The sequence below is a fragment of the Serratia sp. EC4 genome (genome assembly GCF_059652115.1).
Window position 1 is genome coordinate 602,940 of record NZ_JBNIDE010000001.1, and the last position, 15,145, is coordinate 618,084.

Sequence of the window (15,145 nt, forward strand, 5' to 3'; positions counted from 1 at the left end):
AGCATTGAGAGGCATGGCGCCAACAATTCACTGCATCAATGCATATCAAAAAATCATTTAATATTATGATATTTAAAGGATTTTAATTCACAAACTTATCAGCAGGGCATGACGATCGCAAGAAGAGATGGGGGGTTGGTCGACCGAGATACCGCGTTGAAACGGGCTAATGGTCTTAACAAAACATAAAAAAAGCCCCGGCAAAACGCCGGGGCCTGGTACTTGCGTGATCGCCGAGGGCTCAGTGACACGCAAAGGGGTCTTACGGCCCGGAAACCGGTTGTCAAACGCGGCTAACTGCGTGTTTATGCGCTTTGCGCCAGAGGATCAACCAAGGCCAGCGCGTTTTTCATCGCCTCCACCATTTCGCCATCCACGCAATAATGGCTAAATTCGTCAAACTCGTTATCGGAGCACATGGTGACGCCCGCCTTGCGATAACGCATGGTCGACGGCACCAGATGGCCGGAAGAGCTGTGCAGTTCATGCAGGCCGATATCGACAAACTTATGCAGATTGCTGAGGCGCACGCCGGCACCCGCCATGATCACCGGGCCTTGGCTGGCCTGGCGCAAATCGCGCAGCAACGGCAGGCCAAGTTCGGCGCTCTGCTGCTGGCCGGAGGTCAGAATGCGCGCCACACCCAGCTCGGTCAGTTGCTCCAGCGCCACCATCGGATTCTGGCACATATCGAACGCGCGATGGAACGTCACCGCCATGCCTTCGCACAGCCTCATCACTTCGCGCATGCGCGGCAGATCGATGTGCCCTTCGTCGTCCAGCATACCAACCACCACGCCGGGGAACCCCATCTCGCGAATTTGGCGGATATCTTGTTTGATCACTTCGAAATCCACCGCGCCGTAGCAGAAATCGCCACCGCGCGGGCGAACGATCGGATGCACCGGGATCGAAACCCGCTCACGCGCCAGACGCAGCGTGCCATAGCTCGGCGTCAATCCCCCTTCGCTCTGGCTGGCGCACAACTCGATGCGATCGGCGCCCGCCCGTTCGGCCGTCAGCGCACAGTCGACGCTAAAGCAACAAACTTCCAGTTTTATCATTGTCACCCCCAGATAACGGCCAACATACGGCGGCAATTGTTCATTTCTTCATTTCTCACGTAGGCTCATGCATAGGCATAAACCGGCTCAGGGTTATCACTATGGCATTCAATTTTGATCAATGGGTAGACCGCAGTCACAGTGACAGCGTTAAGTGGGATAAATATCGCGGCAGCGACATCATCCCGCTTTGGGTCGCCGACAGCGATTTCACCTCACCGCCGGCGGTGATCGAAGCCTTGCAGCGCCGCATAGCACACGGCGTATTCGGCTACACCCACCCATCCCCTGATCTTATTGAGGTTTTTACCCGCCGCATGGTAGAGCGCTACGATTGGCACATCAAGCCTGAATGGATCATTTTCCTGCCTGGCCTGGTGTGCGGCCTGAACCTGTGCGTGCGAGCCTGCACCGAAGAACATCAGAGCACGCTGGCTCCCTCGCTCATTTATCCGCCGTTTCGCAAAGCGGCCAAATTCGCCGGGCGTAAACACCTTTCGGTATCGCTAACAGCGGTCAACCAGCGTTGGGGGCTGGATTTTTCCTCGATGCATGATCGGCTCAACGGCAACGAAAAACTCCTGTTGCTGTGCAACCCGCAGAACCCCGGTGGCACCGTGTATCGCCGAGAGGAGCTGTTGCAGCACCACCGGTTCGCTCGCGAACACGATTTAATCGTCTGTTCGGATGAAATTCACTGCGAACTGCTGCTTGAGCCCGGCGCGCGCCATATCCCCTTCGCCACCCTGAATGAAGACGCGGCCCAACGCAGCGTGACGCTGATGTCACCGTCAAAGACGTTTAATCTCGCCGGGCTCGGCGCCTCGATGGCGATCGTCCCCAACGAAGCGCTGCGACAAAAGCTGAAACGCGCGCGCAGCGGCATCGTGCCGGAGGTCAATCTGCTGGCACTGGTCGCCGCCCAGGCGGCCTATCAATACGGGCAACCCTGGCTGGACGAGCAGTTGATTTATCTGCGCGCCAATCGCGATCGGGTGACAGCACGCATCAACGCCATGCCGGGATTGAAGTTGTTGCCGATTGAAGCCACCTATTTGGCCTGGATCGACTGCGGCACGTTGCCGGTGGACAATCCGCATCAGTTCTTCGAGCGCGCGGGCGTTGGATTAAGCGCCGGTTTGGATTTCGGCGATCGACGCTTTGTGCGGCTTAACTTTGGTTGCCGATGGGCCCTGCTCGATGAAGCGCTCGATCGCATGGCGCGAGCCTGTGCGGCGCTGCCTGGCTAACCTTGTTCGCTGGCGACGATGTCTCGAATGGAATACGGATGAAACTTGATCGTGACCGTTCCGTCGGTGATGGCCAGCGTCGGGTTCGGTAGCCGCTCGCCCTCACCTTTTGGCGAGCTTTGCTTCAGCTTGATCCCTGGCGCCAACAATGCTTCATCGGCAAGGTGGCTCAACGCCCGAGCGTACAGCGTCTGAGGATCGCCACTGAGCACTAATTCGACGTGTTCCCAGCCTTCGTGCGGATAGCGTTTCTCCCCTGGATACGGCAGTTCGATGCAGTCTATCCGCCACGGCCCTACGGCCAGCGGCTGAGACAAATCGAACAGGCAGATAGGCCGCCCGTTGATCATCGATTCGGATAGCAGTGTCCCGCACTGCATCAGCCCCTGGCGCCAACGTTCAGCGGTGGCATTCTGGTGACAGCGCAGGGAGATGTGATCGGCGGTAAACGCGGCCAGATCAAGCCGCAATTTGGCGGCAAATTGATGCAGCGCCTGCTCGAAACGCGGCAAATCGAGCGTCAGATCGTCAAGCTCGGCAACGGCCTGCAAGGGAGTGGTCATAGAAACCTCAAAACAACGGAGCGCAAAGTTAAACGCCGTAATTTACACGGTGGCGGCAGCGCTCGCCACCGTGGCGACGTTTTTCGGCGGCGGTTCAGAATGATTTTTTGGTTGCGGACGGGGAGAATAAAAACCAGTTTCTTATTAAGATGACAGCTTATTAAAGCAACAGAAAAATAAAAAATAAGATTTTTCGCAAGCCATTATACCTTCTCTTCATGACGTTATGATTTAAGTTATTTTGCACAAAACCCTCTGCACTCCATTGGCCAAGTCGATTGAATAGTCTGGTTTAATCAAACCTGATTCACTTATCGAAGCCACATAAAACCATAAGCACAACCTATTGTAAAAAAAGAAAATAAACCCCATTAATTGATGGGAAGCTAAGGATTATCTTAATTTACCCCCAGACAATTGATTCACCAAGACAACTCCGCTACTTTGGAGGAAATTTAAATTCGAGATGATCATTATGTTATTGCTGACGATATCCTTGGTGTTGATAATTATCGCCGTATACGCCATCTACCGTCATTTCAAATCACGCAGCGTCAACACGCTTGATGCTGGTCGCCGCAATAAAAAACGCTAGCTTCGCAACTCTCCCCTTCGTACATTCTGTTCAGGTCATTCTGCTTTCACCTTCCGGCAATCAACGCGCCGCACCCGACAACTGTTTCATCGCAGCGGCCGCGCCAACTGCTGACGGGCTTCGTCAGATCGGTTACAATTACAGGCTGTTTTGTGGCGGTCGCCCATCGCGCCCGCCACCGTTGAATCCCGCAGGGGCTGGCTTCAGCCCCTCGTTCGTCATTAAGGTAACCCGGTGAATATTCAGGTTCTTCTTTCAGATAAAGTCAGCCAGGCGCTGATCGCCGCTGGCGCGCCAGCCGATTGCGAAGCGCAGGTCCGCCCTTCCGCCAAGGCGCAGTTTGGCGATTACCAGGCCAACGGCGTGATGTCAGTCGCCAAAAAGCTGGGCATGCCGCCCCGTCAGCTGGCGGAAAAAGTGGTGCAACTGCTGGATCTCGGCGACGTCGCCGGTAAAGTGGAAATCGCCGGTCCCGGCTTTATCAACATTTTCCTGAACAGCGACTGGGTCGCCCGCCAGGCCGATCAGGTGCTGAACGCACCGAAATTGGGCATTGCGCCGGTTGAACCGCAAACCATTGTTATCGACTACTCCGCGCCGAACGTGGCGAAAGAGATGCACGTCGGCCACCTGCGCTCCACCATCATCGGCGACGCCGCGGCGCGTACCCAGGAGTTTTTGGGCCATAAAGTGATCCGCGCCAACCATGTCGGCGACTGGGGCACTCAGTTCGGCATGTTGATTGCCTACCTGGAAAAAATGCAGAACGAAAACGCCAGCGATATGGGCCTGTCCGATTTGGAACAGTTCTATCGCGAAGCCAAGAAACACTACGACGAAGACGCCGAGTTCGCCGAGCGCGCGCGCGCTTACGTCGTGAAGCTGCAGGGCGGCGATCAGTACTGCCTGAAAATGTGGCGCAAGCTGGTCGACATCACCATGGCGCAAAACCAGCTGACCTATAACCGCCTGAACGTCACGCTGACCGAAGACGACGTGATGGGCGAAAGCCTGTATAACGCGATGCTGCCGGGCATCGTCGCCGATCTGAAAGCCAAAGGGCTGGCGGTGGAAAGCGAAGGCGCCACCGTGGTGTTCCTCGATGAATACCAGAACAAGGACGGCGACCCGATGGGCGTCATCATCCAGAAAAAGGATGGCGGCTACCTCTACACCACCACCGATATCGCCTGCGCCAAGTATCGCTACGAAACTCTGGGCGCCAACCGCGTTCTGTATTACATCGACTCCCGCCAGCATCAGCACCTGATGCAGGCCTGGACCATCGTGCGCAAGGCCGGTTACGTGCCGGAGTCCGTCTCGCTGGAGCACCACATGTTCGGCATGATGCTGGGCAAAGACGGCAAGCCATTCAAAACCCGCTCGGGCGGCACGGTGAAGCTCTCCGATCTGCTAGATGAAGCCATCGAACGCGCCGAACAGCTGATCGCCGGCAAAAACCCGGACATGCCGCAAGATGAAATGAAGACCGTGGCCCGCGTGGTCGGCATCGGCGCGGTGAAATACGCCGATCTGTCGAAAAGCCGCACCACCGACTATGTCTTCGACTGGGACAACATGCTGGCCTTCGAGGGCAATACCGCGCCTTATATGCAATACGCCTATACCCGTGTGGCATCGGTATTCAAGCGCGCCGGGATCGACGAAAGCAGCCTGACACTGCCGCTGACGCTGACCGAAGAGCGTGAAATTGCGCTGGCTACCCGTTTGCTGCAGTTCGAAGAGGTGCTCACCACCGTTGCACGTGAAGGCACGCCTCACGTCATGTGCAGCTACCTGTATGATCTGGCCGGCTTGTTCTCCAGCTTCTACGAGCACTGCCAGATCCTGAACGCCGACAGCGAAGAAACCCGTCAGAGCCGCCTGAAGCTGGCGCTGCTGACCTCTAAAACGCTGAAAACCGGCCTGGACACGCTGGGCATCGAAACCGTCGAACGCATGTAAGCCGCACCGCGCGGAAAGTAAAAAGGTCGCCAAGGCGACCTTTTTTTGTTCTTGCATTCGGCTCAGGCGACGCGGCGCGCAAAATCACGCGGGCGGAAGCCCAACCCGGCCAGCACGCCAAAGTAGGCCACCACACCGGCCACCACCACCGCAGCCAAACGCAGCAAACGTTCCAGCATATTGCCCTGATCCCAAGCCGGCATCAGCCACATCACGCCAATCAGCACCGCCGACATCGCCAGCACGGCGATCACCAGCTTAGTGAGGAACAGCGCCCAACCCGGCTGTGGCTGGAAAATCTTCTGCTTGCGCAGCTGCCAATACAGCAGCGAGGCGTTCAGGCAAGCCGCCAAGCCGATCGACAGCGCCAGGCCGGCATGCTTCAACGGACCAATAAACGCCAGGTTCATCACCTGCGTCATGATCAGCGTGATGATAGCGATCTTGACCGGCGTTTTGATGTCCTGCCGCGAATAGAAGCCCGGCGCCAGCACTTTAACCACGATCAGCCCCATCAGCCCCACCGAGTAAGCCACCAGCGCGCGTTGCGTCATCGCCGCGTCAAAGGCGCTGAACTTGCCGTACTGGAACAGCGAGACGGTCAACGGTTTGGCCAAAATGCCCAGCGCGATGGCGCTCGGCAGCGCCAGCAGGAAACACAGGCGCAGCCCCCAATCCATCAGGCGCGAATACTCGTCGTGGTTGCCGCTTGAGAAGCTTTTGGCCAGCGACGGCAGCAGGATGGTGCCTAATGCCACACCCAACACGCCGGAAGGAAATTCCATCAGGCGGTCGGCGTAGTACATCCAGGACACCGAGCCGGATACCAGGAACGATGCGAAGATAGTGTTGATGATCAGCGAGATTTGGCTGACCGACACCCCAAGGATCGCCGGCCCCATCTGACGCATTACCCGCCAGACTCCGGCATCGCCCAATTTGAGGCGCGGCAGCACCAGCATGCCGATCTTGCGCAGGTGCGGCAGCTGGTAGCCCAGTTGCAGCACGCCGCCTACCACCACCGCCCAGGCCAGCGCCAGCACCGGCGGGTGGAAATACGGCGCGGCGAACAGCGCGAAGCCAATCATGCTGACGTTAAGCAGCGTTGGCGCAAAGGCCGGGATCGAGAAGCGGTTCCAGGTATTGAGGATCGCCCCCACCAGCGACGCCAGCGAGATCAACAGAATATAGGGGAATGTGATGCGCAGCAGCGCCGACGTCAGGGCAAACTTGTCGGGCGTATCGGTAAAGCCCGGCGCGGTGAGATAGATAACCCAGGGCGCGGCCAACATCCCCAGTACCGTCACCACCGCCAGCACCAGCGTCAGCAGCCCGGAGACATAGGCGATAAAGGTGCGCGTCGCTTCTTCACCCTGCTGGCTCTTGTATTCGGCCAAGATCGGCACGAAGGCCTGCGAAAACGCGCCTTCGGCAAAGATACGGCGTAACAGATTCGGGAGTTTGAACGCCACGAAGAAGGCGTCCGTTGCCATGCCGGCCCCGAACACCCGCGCGACGATCGCATCGCGGGCAAAGCCCAACACCCGCGAAAACATCGTCATCGAGCTGACGGCAGCCAAGGATTTGAGTAGGTTCATGTGGTTGTCTGATAGGTACCGTAAATATCAACGCCTGCAACAGCAGGCGTCAGTGAAACAATCGGCTCAGTTTACGCATCCGGAAAAGAATAGCTACCGCCATATGTTACATAGAGTTATCCCGTAGCAAACGCTCGACCACCCGCTGGGCAAGCAGCGCCTGTTCGCCGCCGGTTTCCGGCGCGCTCTGATTGGCGACGGCATCAAGGAAATGCCGCACCGCACCGTCGAAGCCGCGTTGCACCAGCGTACTTTGCCAGCCCGGCACCGGTTGTTCCAACTCGCCCTGCGCATCTTCACGCAGCCAGTGGCGCATATCGGTCAACTGATACAGCGCGCCGTCGGTCACCGCCTGCACGCTTTCGCGCTGGCTGCCGCCGCGGCGATGCATACTGGTCGTCACCTGCGTGTCGCCGCAGGCGAAGTGGTGCTCGGCGTACAGCATTTCGCCTGCGGCGTTGGCGCGCACGCTGCCGCTCAGCAGTTGCTCGCCTCCGCCCGCCAGCCACAGCGCCGTGTCCACCACGTGCAGGTAATCATCCAATAGGGTAAAACGCAGATCGTGCGGGCCGACGCTGTCCGCTCGATGTTTATCCATGCGAATGGAGGCCGGCTGATTCATTTGCTGCTTGAGCTGCCGGTAAAGCGGTGCGAAACGGCGGTTGAACCCCACCATCAGCGTTTTGCCCCGCCGCTCGGCCAACTCAAGCAACTGCTCGCCCTGCTCCAGCGTCTCCGCCAGCGGTTTATCGACGTAAACGTGCACGCCGCGGTTCAGCAGCTCGCCAATGACCGAAAAATGGCTGGCGGTGCTGCTGTGAACAAAGACCGCGTCGCACTGTTCGGCCAGGCTGTCCAGCCGGGAGAAACAGGCCATGCGGTAGCTGTCGCACAGCGGCTGCGCTTTTTGCTGATTGGGCGAAAAACCGCCCACCAGAGTCCAATCCGCCGCCTGACCGAGGATTGGCAGGTAAGCCTTCTGCGCGATACTGCCCAATCCCACCACGCCTACACGCAATTTAGTCATTCGCATCCCTCACCAACAGGTGTTGCAACTGCCGTTTCAGTTCCGCCACTTCGCTTTCCAATGCGCTAACCCTGGCGCTCAGTTCGCCGTCGTCCTCGGATTCGAACGCCGCGGGCGGCGCTTCATCAATCTGGCCGCTGAACAGATGCATGAATCGGCTTTCGCGCTTGCCCGGCTCACGCGCCAGGCGCACCACGAACGGGCCATCTTCTCGCGTGGCCAGCTGTTGCAACACCTGTTCGACCTCGCTGACATCGCTGAACTCGTGCATCCGATTGGTACGGGTGCGCAGCTCGCCGGGCGTTTGCGCGCCGCGCAGCAGTAAAGTGGCGATCACCGCCAGTTCGGCGGGCGAAAGTTTCAGTTGGCCGAACTCGGAGTTGCAAAACCGCTGTTCGTACTTCACTACCCGGTTGCCGAACCCGCTGAGGGTGCGCAGGAAATGTTTGCGCAGCAACAGATCGAGGAGCTGCTGCACTTCGCTTTCGCTCAGATCCATCACCGGTTCACGGTTGGTTTTTTGGTTACATGCCAGCGTAATGGCATTCAGCGAAAGCGGGTATTGATCCGGGGTCGTGACCTGTTTTTCCAACAGGCAGCCGATAACCCGAGCCTCTCTGGCGTTCAATTCATATTTCATCGTTTGGCCTCAACGTGGGGGGAGCCACTCTTTATTGGTGTATGCCGTCAAAACGTGGTCTTGCCACTGGCCGTCGATCAGCAGGTAATCCTTGGCGTAACCTTCGCGTTCGAATCCCAGACGCGTCAGCAATGCGCCGCTGCGCTGGTTGTGCGGCATATAGTTGGCCATGATGCGGTGCATGCGCTGTTGGCGCAGCATATAGCGGATGGCGGACTGCAAGGCTTCGAACATCAGCCCCTGTCCCTGCCATTTCTCCCCCAGCGAATAACCGAGGAAACAGGCGTGAAACGAACCGCGCAGCACGTTGCTGAAGTTCGCCACGCCTCGCACTTCCTGCTCTTGCGGATCGAGCAGGATAAAATAGTAGGCGCTGCCCTGCTTTTGCATTTCAGCGATCATGCCCAGACGCGCCTGCCAGCCGGAAGGATAACAGTGGCTTTCGTCGCGCACCGGCTCCCAGGGTTTGAGAAAGGCTCGGTTCTCGGCATAATAATCCGCCAGACGATAGGCGTCCCGTTCATGCACTAAACGGACCACCATCCGGTCGGTAGTAAGACGTACTTTTGGCGATGCAGAGCGGTAGCCGAACATCATTTCCCCCGCAGTCAAAACGGTTCGATAAGAAGTATTTATTGGGAAGTCGCATGGTTAATTATCCGGCGCCGATCTAATGCCATGACTTTATTTAGCCAATAGCGCCTCAGAACCGCACTTCCCTGCATTCAATATAACCGTAGCCCGCCCTCGAGGTAAAATCCCGGTCGCTCAGTAAATCACCGAATACGCGTTTTACGGCGTTTTTCCGCCCATTTTGCAGCGCAGGTAACACCTTGACGATAAAAAAATATTATCTACTCCGCCCCTGTCGCCGTCCGACAATTGGGTAGAGAATGGTGGAGTTGCCTTCCCCCTCTCTCTTAATTGCTCATGGTGATGCATGTCTCTGGTGTCGCAAGCGCGCAGCTTGGGTAAATATTTTCTGTTGCTCGACAACCTGCTGGTGGTTTTAGGCTTCTTTGTCGTGTTCCCGCTTATTTCGATCCGCTTTGTCGATCAATTAGGATGGGCGGCGCTGATCGTCGGCATCGCGCTGGGTTTGCGCCAGCTGCTGCAACAAGGGCTCGGCATCTTTGGCGGCGCCATCGCCGATCGCTTCGGCGCCAAGCCGATGATCGTCACCGGCATGCTGCTGCGCGCCGCCGGTTTCGCTACCATGGCGATGGCGGATGAGCCTTGGATCCTGTGGTTCTCCTGCGCGCTGTCCGCCCTGGGCGGCACGTTATTCGATCCGCCGCGCACCGCTTTGGTGATCAAACTGACCCGTCCGCATGAACGCGGCCGTTTTTTCTCGCTGCTGATGATGCAGGACAGCGCAGGTGCAGTGGTCGGCGCGCTGATCGGCAGTTGGCTGCTGCAGTACGATTTCCACTTTGTCTGCTGGGTGGGGGCGGCGATCTTCGTGCTCGCCGCTGGCTGGAACGCCTGGCTACTGCCGGCTTACCGCATCTCTACCGTGCGTATACCGATGAAGGAAGGCATGCTGCGGGTCGTGCGCGATCGCCGCTTCCTCACCTATGTCCTGACGCTGACCGGTTATTACATGTTGGCGGTACAGGTGATGCTGATGATGCCGATCGTGGTTAACGAAATCGCCGGCTCACCGGCGGCGGTGAAATGGATGTATGCGATTGAAGCGGCGCTGTCGTTGTCGCTGCTCTATCCGCTGGCGCGTTGGGGAGAGAAACACTTCCGGCTTGAGCAGCGCCTGATGGCGGGCCTGTTGCTGATGACGCTCAGCCTGTTGCCGATCGGTCTCGCCACCAGCTTGCAGGGCGTGTTCACGCTGATCTGCTGCTTCTATCTGGGATCGATCATCGCCGAACCGGCGCGCGAGACGCTGAGCGCTTCGCTGGCCGATCCACGTGCGCGTGGCAGCTATATGGGCTTCAGCCGCCTTGGTCTGGCGCTGGGTGGCGCGTTAGGTTACACCGGCGGCGGCTGGATGTACGATACCGGACGGACGATGAACATGCCGGAGTTACCCTGGTTGCTGCTTGGAGCCGTGGGCTTCGCTACGTTGCTGGCGCTGTACTGGCAGTTCAGCCCGCGGCGCAGTGCATCGATGATGCTGCGCGGCGGTTAACGCCATAGAAATCCGGCCGAATCGGCAACAGCTGCTATCCTGTTAGTAAAAACACCCACAGGAGCCCGTCGGCATGAACGAAGAAGCAAAATTACCGCAACTACTCGAACATATGATACTGAACTTGCGCATGATTTATGCGCGTTCCACCCTGGTGGAAAAGGCCCTGGCCCATATCCTCGCCAGCGACGCCGGCCTGAAAAACGATATTATCAAACAGCTGCAGGTCGTCACCGCCACCAACGAACGTGACAAAATCGACTTGGAAGAAGCTCGCATTCACCTGATCGATGTGCTCAACTCGGTACCGGCCAAGAAATAACGCCCCCTAGCCCGCGCCGGTGCGCGGGCGATATCGCAATAACGCACCATCCAACACACGCACGTCAAGACAGCCTCGATAAGCTGTGGTAACTATTGCTGTTAAAACCTGACAACCCGGAGCAAGCATGAAACTGTTCATTTACGATCATTGCCCATTCTGCGTTAAAGCCCGCATGATTTTCGGCCTGAAACGTCTGCCGATTCGCCTGGTCACGTTGCTCAACGACGATGAGACGACCCCGCTCAACCTGATCGGCAAAAAAATGGTGCCTATCCTGGTCAAAGACGACGGCGAAGCGATGCCGGAAAGCCTGGATATCGTACGCTATGTCGATAATCTGGACGGCAAGCCGGTGCTGACCGGCCGCACCAACCCCGCCATTGCCGAGTGGCTGCAGCGGGTCGGCGAGTACAGCGCAAAATTGCTGTTGCCGCGTATTGCGCATGCCGATTTCGAAGAGTTCGCCACCGACAGCGCCCGCCGTTATTTTATCGATAAAAAGCAGGCGTCAATCGGTGATTTCGCCGAGCATCTCGCCAACAGCGCCGATCTGATCGCCCAGTTGGAGGCCGATCTGCAAACCCTGTCACCGCTGATCGTCTCCGCCGAAGCGGTAAACGGCGAGCTGTCCGAGGACGATATCCACCTGTTCCCGCTGCTGCGCTCGTTGTCGATCGTCGCCGGGGTTGCGCTGCCGGACAACGTGGAAACCTACCGCAACCGCATGGCGCAACGCAGCGAAGTGCCGTTGCTGCTGGACATGGAACAATAACGTTTGAATAACCCAAAGGATATGGCGTACTGATGCTGAAAATGGTGCTCGCCACCGCTCGCGATCGGGCGCGGCTGAAGGAAATTACCTCCGTTCTGATTCGTTACGGCCTGCAAGACGTTCTGCGTCTGCTGGGCCTGGGGGCTTTGCTGCGCGGCGCCCGCGCTGAACCCGCCCAATTGGACGCCCAAACCCTGCCCGAGCGGCTGCGCGAAGCGCTCGAGGCGCTAGGCCCAACCTTCGTCAAATTCGGCCAGATCCTGGCCACGCGTTCTGACCTGTTGGATCCGGCCTGGACCGACGAACTGGATCGCCTGCACAGCCAGGCGGCGGTGCTGCCATGGGAAACGCTGGCGCCGCAGATCGTTGCCGATCTCGGCGATGATCCCGAGCAACTGTTTGCCGAATTCGATCGCACACCGCTGGCGGCGGCGTCGATGGCGCAAATCTACCGCGCGCGCCTGCACAGCGGCGAACAAGTGGTGGTGAAAGTGCTGCGGCCCGGCCTGGCGAAAACCATTCATGCCGATTTGCGGCTGCTGGCCTCGCTGGCGGAAACCGTAGAGCAGCAGAGTCAGGCGCTGGCGCGCTATCGACCACGGCAGATGGTCAGAGCGCTAGCGACGGCGCTCAATCATGAACTGGATTTGACCCATGAAGGGCATAACTGCGATCGCGTCGCCGGCATGTTCGCGCGTGAACCCGACGTGGTCGTGCCAAAAATCTATTGGCAATGGTCTTCCCCGCGTCTGTTAGTGCAGGAGTACTTGCCCGGCACCGCGCCGGAGAACCCCCGGCAGTTGGCGGAAGCGGGCTTTGACGGCCCGCTGCTGGCGCAGCGCGGCGCCCGCGCCTTTATGAGCATGGTGCTGGAGCACCGGCTGTATCACGCCGATCCGCACCCCGGCAACGTGATGGCGCTGAGCGGCGACCGCGTCGGCTTCATCGACTTCGGCATGGTGGGCCAGCTGTCCGAACGGCGGCGCAACCAGCTGCTCCTGCTGCTGCAGGCCATTGCCGATCGTCAGTCCGAAGGCATCGTCAACACGCTGATCGCCTGGTCGGACAGCGAGCCGCTGGATCTGATGGATCTGGAGCTGGCGGCGCAAAACTTTCTCGACAAACAGGCCGCCGCCACCCTGACGTTGGGCAAGGCTCTGACCGACCTGCTGGTGATGGCGCGTGAACACCAGTTGGCGCTGCCGCCCGATCTGGTGCTGCTGTTCAAGGCGTTAATCACCGCCGACGGCGTGCTGCACCGATTGGATCCGGCCTTCGACATCGTCGCCACCCTCAAACCGATGCTGCAACAAACGGTGCTGCAACGCTATGCCCCTGACGCCGTGCGCCAGCGGTTGTTGGCCCTGGGCGGGGAAGCGCTCGACGCCGGGGAAGAACTGCCGCAAACCCTGCGGCTGTTAGTGCGCCGCCTAAAACGCGGGCAGCTCAATGCCGATATCAACGTCAGTAATCTCGGCCAGTTGAGCAAGGCGTTGGAACGCGCCGCCGTCACCCTGGCTATCGCCATTGTCACCGCCGCTTTTGCCCTGGGCCTAGCGCCTTATCTGATGCACTCCTCACTGCAGCTGTGGGGCATTCCGCTGTTCCCGCTGTTGGGGGGCGCGGCCTGCCTGGCCGGCGTGATCCTCTTGGCGCTGCGATTGCGGCGCTGACGCTTTCGGCGTTATCCGATAGGTGTCGCCCGCTTTTGCGCGCACTATCCTCTGCACATCGCCGCCTGCCGTTTTCACGCGCAGGCGGAACGTTTATAATGATTAATCAATTATCTGCAGCACTTTTCGCCAGCAGTCGCAATGAGGCATTAATGAAGAAGATCCTGATGGGCGCAGCCGCCCTGCTGTTCGCCGGCGTATTGGCCGGTTGCAATCAACTGACCCAGTACACCCTGAGCGAGCAGGAAGTGAATGATTACCTGCAGAAACATAACGACTACCAGAAGCAGATCGGCGTGCCCGGCCTGCTGGACGCCAACATCGTGCTGACTCAGTTGCAAAGCCAAATCGGCCGCAGCGAACCGGGTAAAGTCACCCTTTCCGGCGACGCCAAGGTCAACATCACGTCGATTCTCGGCCCGCAGACCGCGGATCTGAAGCTGACGCTGAAGGCGCAGCCGGTCTACGACCGGGCGCAGGGCGCCATTTTCCTGAAGGACATGGAGCTGACCGATTACAGCGTGCAGCCGGAAAAAATGCAGACGGTAATGAAAGCGCTGACGCCGTATCTGAACCAGTCGCTGAAATCCTACTTCGACCAAAAGCCGGCTTATGTGCTGAATCCTGACAACAGCAAAACCGAAGCGCTGGCGAAAAAACTGGCGAAAGGGTTGGAAGTGAAACCGGGTGAATTGGTGATCCCATTCAGCGACTGACGCAGTCTGAGGACATCAAGCCCGCCGCTCGGCGGGCTTTTTATTGCCGGGAAAGCGTTACTGCGGGGCGCTGTAGGCGATTTCACCGGTATTGCAGTTGAGCGTCACGTTGTAGGTTTTATCTGCCTTGGTGCCACGCACCGTCAACGGCACCTGCCATATCTGATCCTTGCCGCTGATGGCATCCGGGCTAACCCAGGCGATCGGCGTTGCGGTGCCCAGCAGCTTTTTGTCCGACTCCCAGCGCGTAATGCGGTTCTGCAAGAAGTCGCGCTTGACCTGGGCGGCGATATCCGCCGGTTGCAGACCCGCACACTGGCCTACCTTGGCGGCGCGCTGTTCGTGATCCTGCGCCCACACCGCCGTCGATGCTCCCATCATGGCCAACAAGGCGATAGCCAAACCCGTTTTTTTCATATGTCCTCCCGTTGTGATTAGCGCTATCCGGGCGCCCATCCCTGGCTCACAACAGGGCGTCGGCAAAGGGTTACCGTTTGACGAACTCAATGACAAACAGCGCATCCAGGCCCGGATAGATTTCCTTGATCACCTGCTTCAGTTCGCCGAGCGACATGTTCTCCTGCTGCGCGTGGCGTTCGGTCAGCGCATCCAGACGCACCGGCGTTACCGACAGCACTTCGATAAAGCAGAAAAATACGCCGTCCTCATTGCGACTGACGCGCAATACCTCGCCCGGTTCGAAATGCGACTCACTGGCATCCCGAATGGTGATGGTTTTGCGCCCGGCCAGAATGTCTTGCTCAAAGCGGCTGAAGAAAGTTATTTCACGGCTCATTTTAGATCCTTTTTC

At 58.4% G+C, this 15,145-nt stretch carries 15 protein-coding genes; 7 read left to right on the plus strand and 8 right to left on the minus strand.

Translation table 11 applies throughout. From position 1 onward, the window contains the following. Nucleotides 1-305: 305 nt before the first annotated feature. Complete coding sequence (gene cutC, locus ACP39K_RS02795) at nucleotides 306-1,064, minus strand: copper homeostasis protein CutC (protein ID WP_004932400.1); 759 nt, start codon at nucleotides 1,062-1,064, stop codon at nucleotides 306-308. A 101-nt stretch (nucleotides 1,065-1,165) separates the two neighbouring features. Here cutC and ACP39K_RS02800 point away from each other — a divergent pair, with 101 nt between their 5' ends. Continuing rightward, complete coding sequence (locus tag ACP39K_RS02800) at nucleotides 1,166-2,314, plus strand: MalY/PatB family protein (RefSeq protein WP_497008281.1); 1,149 nt, start codon at nucleotides 1,166-1,168, stop codon at nucleotides 2,312-2,314. On the opposite strand, the gene ACP39K_RS02805 is transcribed toward ACP39K_RS02800, so the two are convergent. Beyond that, nucleotides 2,311-2,877, minus strand: a complete 567-nt coding sequence (locus tag ACP39K_RS02805; protein ID WP_033640096.1) for a VOC family protein — start codon at nucleotides 2,875-2,877, stop codon at nucleotides 2,311-2,313. The two genes, ACP39K_RS02800 and ACP39K_RS02805, sit on opposite strands and share 4 nt — an antisense overlap. An 829-nt stretch (nucleotides 2,878-3,706) precedes the next feature. On the opposite strand from ACP39K_RS02805, the gene argS reads away from it, so the two are divergent. After that, nucleotides 3,707-5,437, plus strand: coding sequence for an arginine--tRNA ligase (gene argS / locus ACP39K_RS02810; protein WP_016927425.1), 1,731 nt, complete (start codon nucleotides 3,707-3,709; stop codon nucleotides 5,435-5,437). A 62-nt stretch (nucleotides 5,438-5,499) separates the two neighbouring features. Here argS and murJ read toward each other — a convergent pair whose 3' ends face one another. The 4 genes from murJ to rimJ form a co-directional block, all read right to left on the minus strand. Further along, nucleotides 5,500-7,035, minus strand: a complete 1,536-nt coding sequence (murJ, locus tag ACP39K_RS02815) for a murein biosynthesis integral membrane protein MurJ (protein ID WP_033640094.1) — start codon at nucleotides 7,033-7,035, stop codon at nucleotides 5,500-5,502. A 106-nt stretch (nucleotides 7,036-7,141) separates the two neighbouring features. After that, nucleotides 7,142-8,062, minus strand: a complete 921-nt coding sequence (locus tag ACP39K_RS02820) for a Gfo/Idh/MocA family protein (RefSeq protein ID WP_033640093.1) — start codon at nucleotides 8,060-8,062, stop codon at nucleotides 7,142-7,144. Beyond that, nucleotides 8,055-8,702, minus strand: a complete 648-nt coding sequence (locus ACP39K_RS02825) for a YceH family protein (protein ID WP_049190758.1) — start codon at nucleotides 8,700-8,702, stop codon at nucleotides 8,055-8,057. Before ACP39K_RS02825 ends, ACP39K_RS02820 begins: the two co-directional genes overlap by 8 nt. A 9-nt stretch (nucleotides 8,703-8,711) precedes the next feature. Beyond that, complete coding sequence (rimJ, locus tag ACP39K_RS02830) at nucleotides 8,712-9,296, minus strand: ribosomal protein S5-alanine N-acetyltransferase (RefSeq protein ID WP_028127485.1); 585 nt, start codon at nucleotides 9,294-9,296, stop codon at nucleotides 8,712-8,714. A gap of 346 nt (nucleotides 9,297-9,642) precedes the next feature. On the opposite strand from rimJ, the gene mdtH reads away from it, so the two are divergent. The 5 genes from mdtH to ACP39K_RS02855 all read left to right on the plus strand — a co-directional run bounded on the left by mdtH (nucleotide 9,643) and on the right by ACP39K_RS02855 (nucleotide 14,334). After that, nucleotides 9,643-10,848 carry a multidrug efflux MFS transporter MdtH gene (mdtH, locus tag ACP39K_RS02835; protein ID WP_033640091.1) on the plus strand — a complete coding sequence of 402 codons (1,206 nt, stop codon included), beginning with the start codon at nucleotides 9,643-9,645 and terminating at the stop codon, nucleotides 10,846-10,848. Nucleotides 10,849-10,921: 73 nt separating this feature from the next. After that, entirely contained in the window at nucleotides 10,922-11,170 is a 249-nt protein-coding gene (locus tag ACP39K_RS02840) for a hypothetical protein (RefSeq protein WP_016927419.1), read from the plus strand. Between the two features lie 127 nt (nucleotides 11,171-11,297). After that, complete coding sequence (grxB, locus tag ACP39K_RS02845) at nucleotides 11,298-11,945, plus strand: glutaredoxin 2 (protein WP_048794910.1); 648 nt, start codon at nucleotides 11,298-11,300, stop codon at nucleotides 11,943-11,945. A 32-nt stretch (nucleotides 11,946-11,977) separates the two neighbouring features. After that, entirely contained in the window at nucleotides 11,978-13,618 is a 1,641-nt protein-coding gene (locus ACP39K_RS02850) for an ABC1 kinase family protein (protein WP_197788290.1), read from the plus strand. A gap of 152 nt (nucleotides 13,619-13,770) precedes the next feature. Further along, nucleotides 13,771-14,334 (plus strand): lipoprotein, encoded by a 564-nt coding sequence (locus tag ACP39K_RS02855; protein WP_016927416.1) that lies wholly within the window; start codon nucleotides 13,771-13,773, stop codon nucleotides 14,332-14,334. 57 nt (nucleotides 14,335-14,391) lie between these two features. Here ACP39K_RS02855 and yebF read toward each other — a convergent pair whose 3' ends face one another. After that, nucleotides 14,392-14,751 (minus strand): protein YebF, encoded by a 360-nt coding sequence (yebF, locus tag ACP39K_RS02860; RefSeq protein WP_016927415.1) that lies wholly within the window; start codon nucleotides 14,749-14,751, stop codon nucleotides 14,392-14,394. 70 nt (nucleotides 14,752-14,821) lie between these two features. Next, a complete protein-coding gene (gene yqfB, locus ACP39K_RS02865) occupies nucleotides 14,822-15,130 on the minus strand; it encodes a N(4)-acetylcytidine aminohydrolase (protein WP_004927562.1) in 309 nt (102 codons plus the stop codon). Nucleotides 15,131-15,145 lie beyond the last annotated feature (15 nt).

Excerpts from the sequence above, each read along its gene's own strand:
- grxB (WP_048794910.1), top strand. The coding sequence starts at position 11,298 with ATGAAACTGTTCATTTACGATCATTGCCCATTCTGCGTTAAAGCCCGC.
- murJ (WP_033640094.1), bottom strand. The coding sequence starts at position 7,035 with ATGAACCTACTCAAATCCTTGGCTGCCGTCAGCTCGATGACGATGTTT.
- ACP39K_RS02840 (WP_016927419.1), top strand. The coding sequence starts at position 10,922 with ATGAACGAAGAAGCAAAATTACCGCAACTACTCGAACATATGATACTG.
- ACP39K_RS02800 (WP_497008281.1), top strand. The coding sequence starts at position 1,166 with ATGGCATTCAATTTTGATCAATGGGTAGACCGCAGTCACAGTGACAGC.
- ACP39K_RS02850 (WP_197788290.1), top strand. The coding sequence starts at position 11,978 with ATGCTGAAAATGGTGCTCGCCACCGCTCGCGATCGGGCGCGGCTGAAG.
- rimJ (WP_028127485.1), bottom strand. The coding sequence starts at position 9,296 with ATGTTCGGCTACCGCTCTGCATCGCCAAAAGTACGTCTTACTACCGAC.
- mdtH (WP_033640091.1), top strand. The coding sequence starts at position 9,643 with ATGTCTCTGGTGTCGCAAGCGCGCAGCTTGGGTAAATATTTTCTGTTG.
- yebF (WP_016927415.1), bottom strand. The coding sequence starts at position 14,751 with ATGAAAAAAACGGGTTTGGCTATCGCCTTGTTGGCCATGATGGGAGCA.
- ACP39K_RS02820 (WP_033640093.1), bottom strand. The coding sequence starts at position 8,062 with ATGACTAAATTGCGTGTAGGCGTGGTGGGATTGGGCAGTATCGCGCAG.
- cutC (WP_004932400.1), bottom strand. The coding sequence starts at position 1,064 with ATGATAAAACTGGAAGTTTGTTGCTTTAGCGTCGACTGTGCGCTGACG.
- ACP39K_RS02855 (WP_016927416.1), top strand. The coding sequence starts at position 13,771 with ATGAAGAAGATCCTGATGGGCGCAGCCGCCCTGCTGTTCGCCGGCGTA.
- ACP39K_RS02825 (WP_049190758.1), bottom strand. The coding sequence starts at position 8,702 with ATGAAATATGAATTGAACGCCAGAGAGGCTCGGGTTATCGGCTGCCTG.
- yqfB (WP_004927562.1), bottom strand. The coding sequence starts at position 15,130 with ATGAGCCGTGAAATAACTTTCTTCAGCCGCTTTGAGCAAGACATTCTG.
- ACP39K_RS02805 (WP_033640096.1), bottom strand. The coding sequence starts at position 2,877 with ATGACCACTCCCTTGCAGGCCGTTGCCGAGCTTGACGATCTGACGCTC.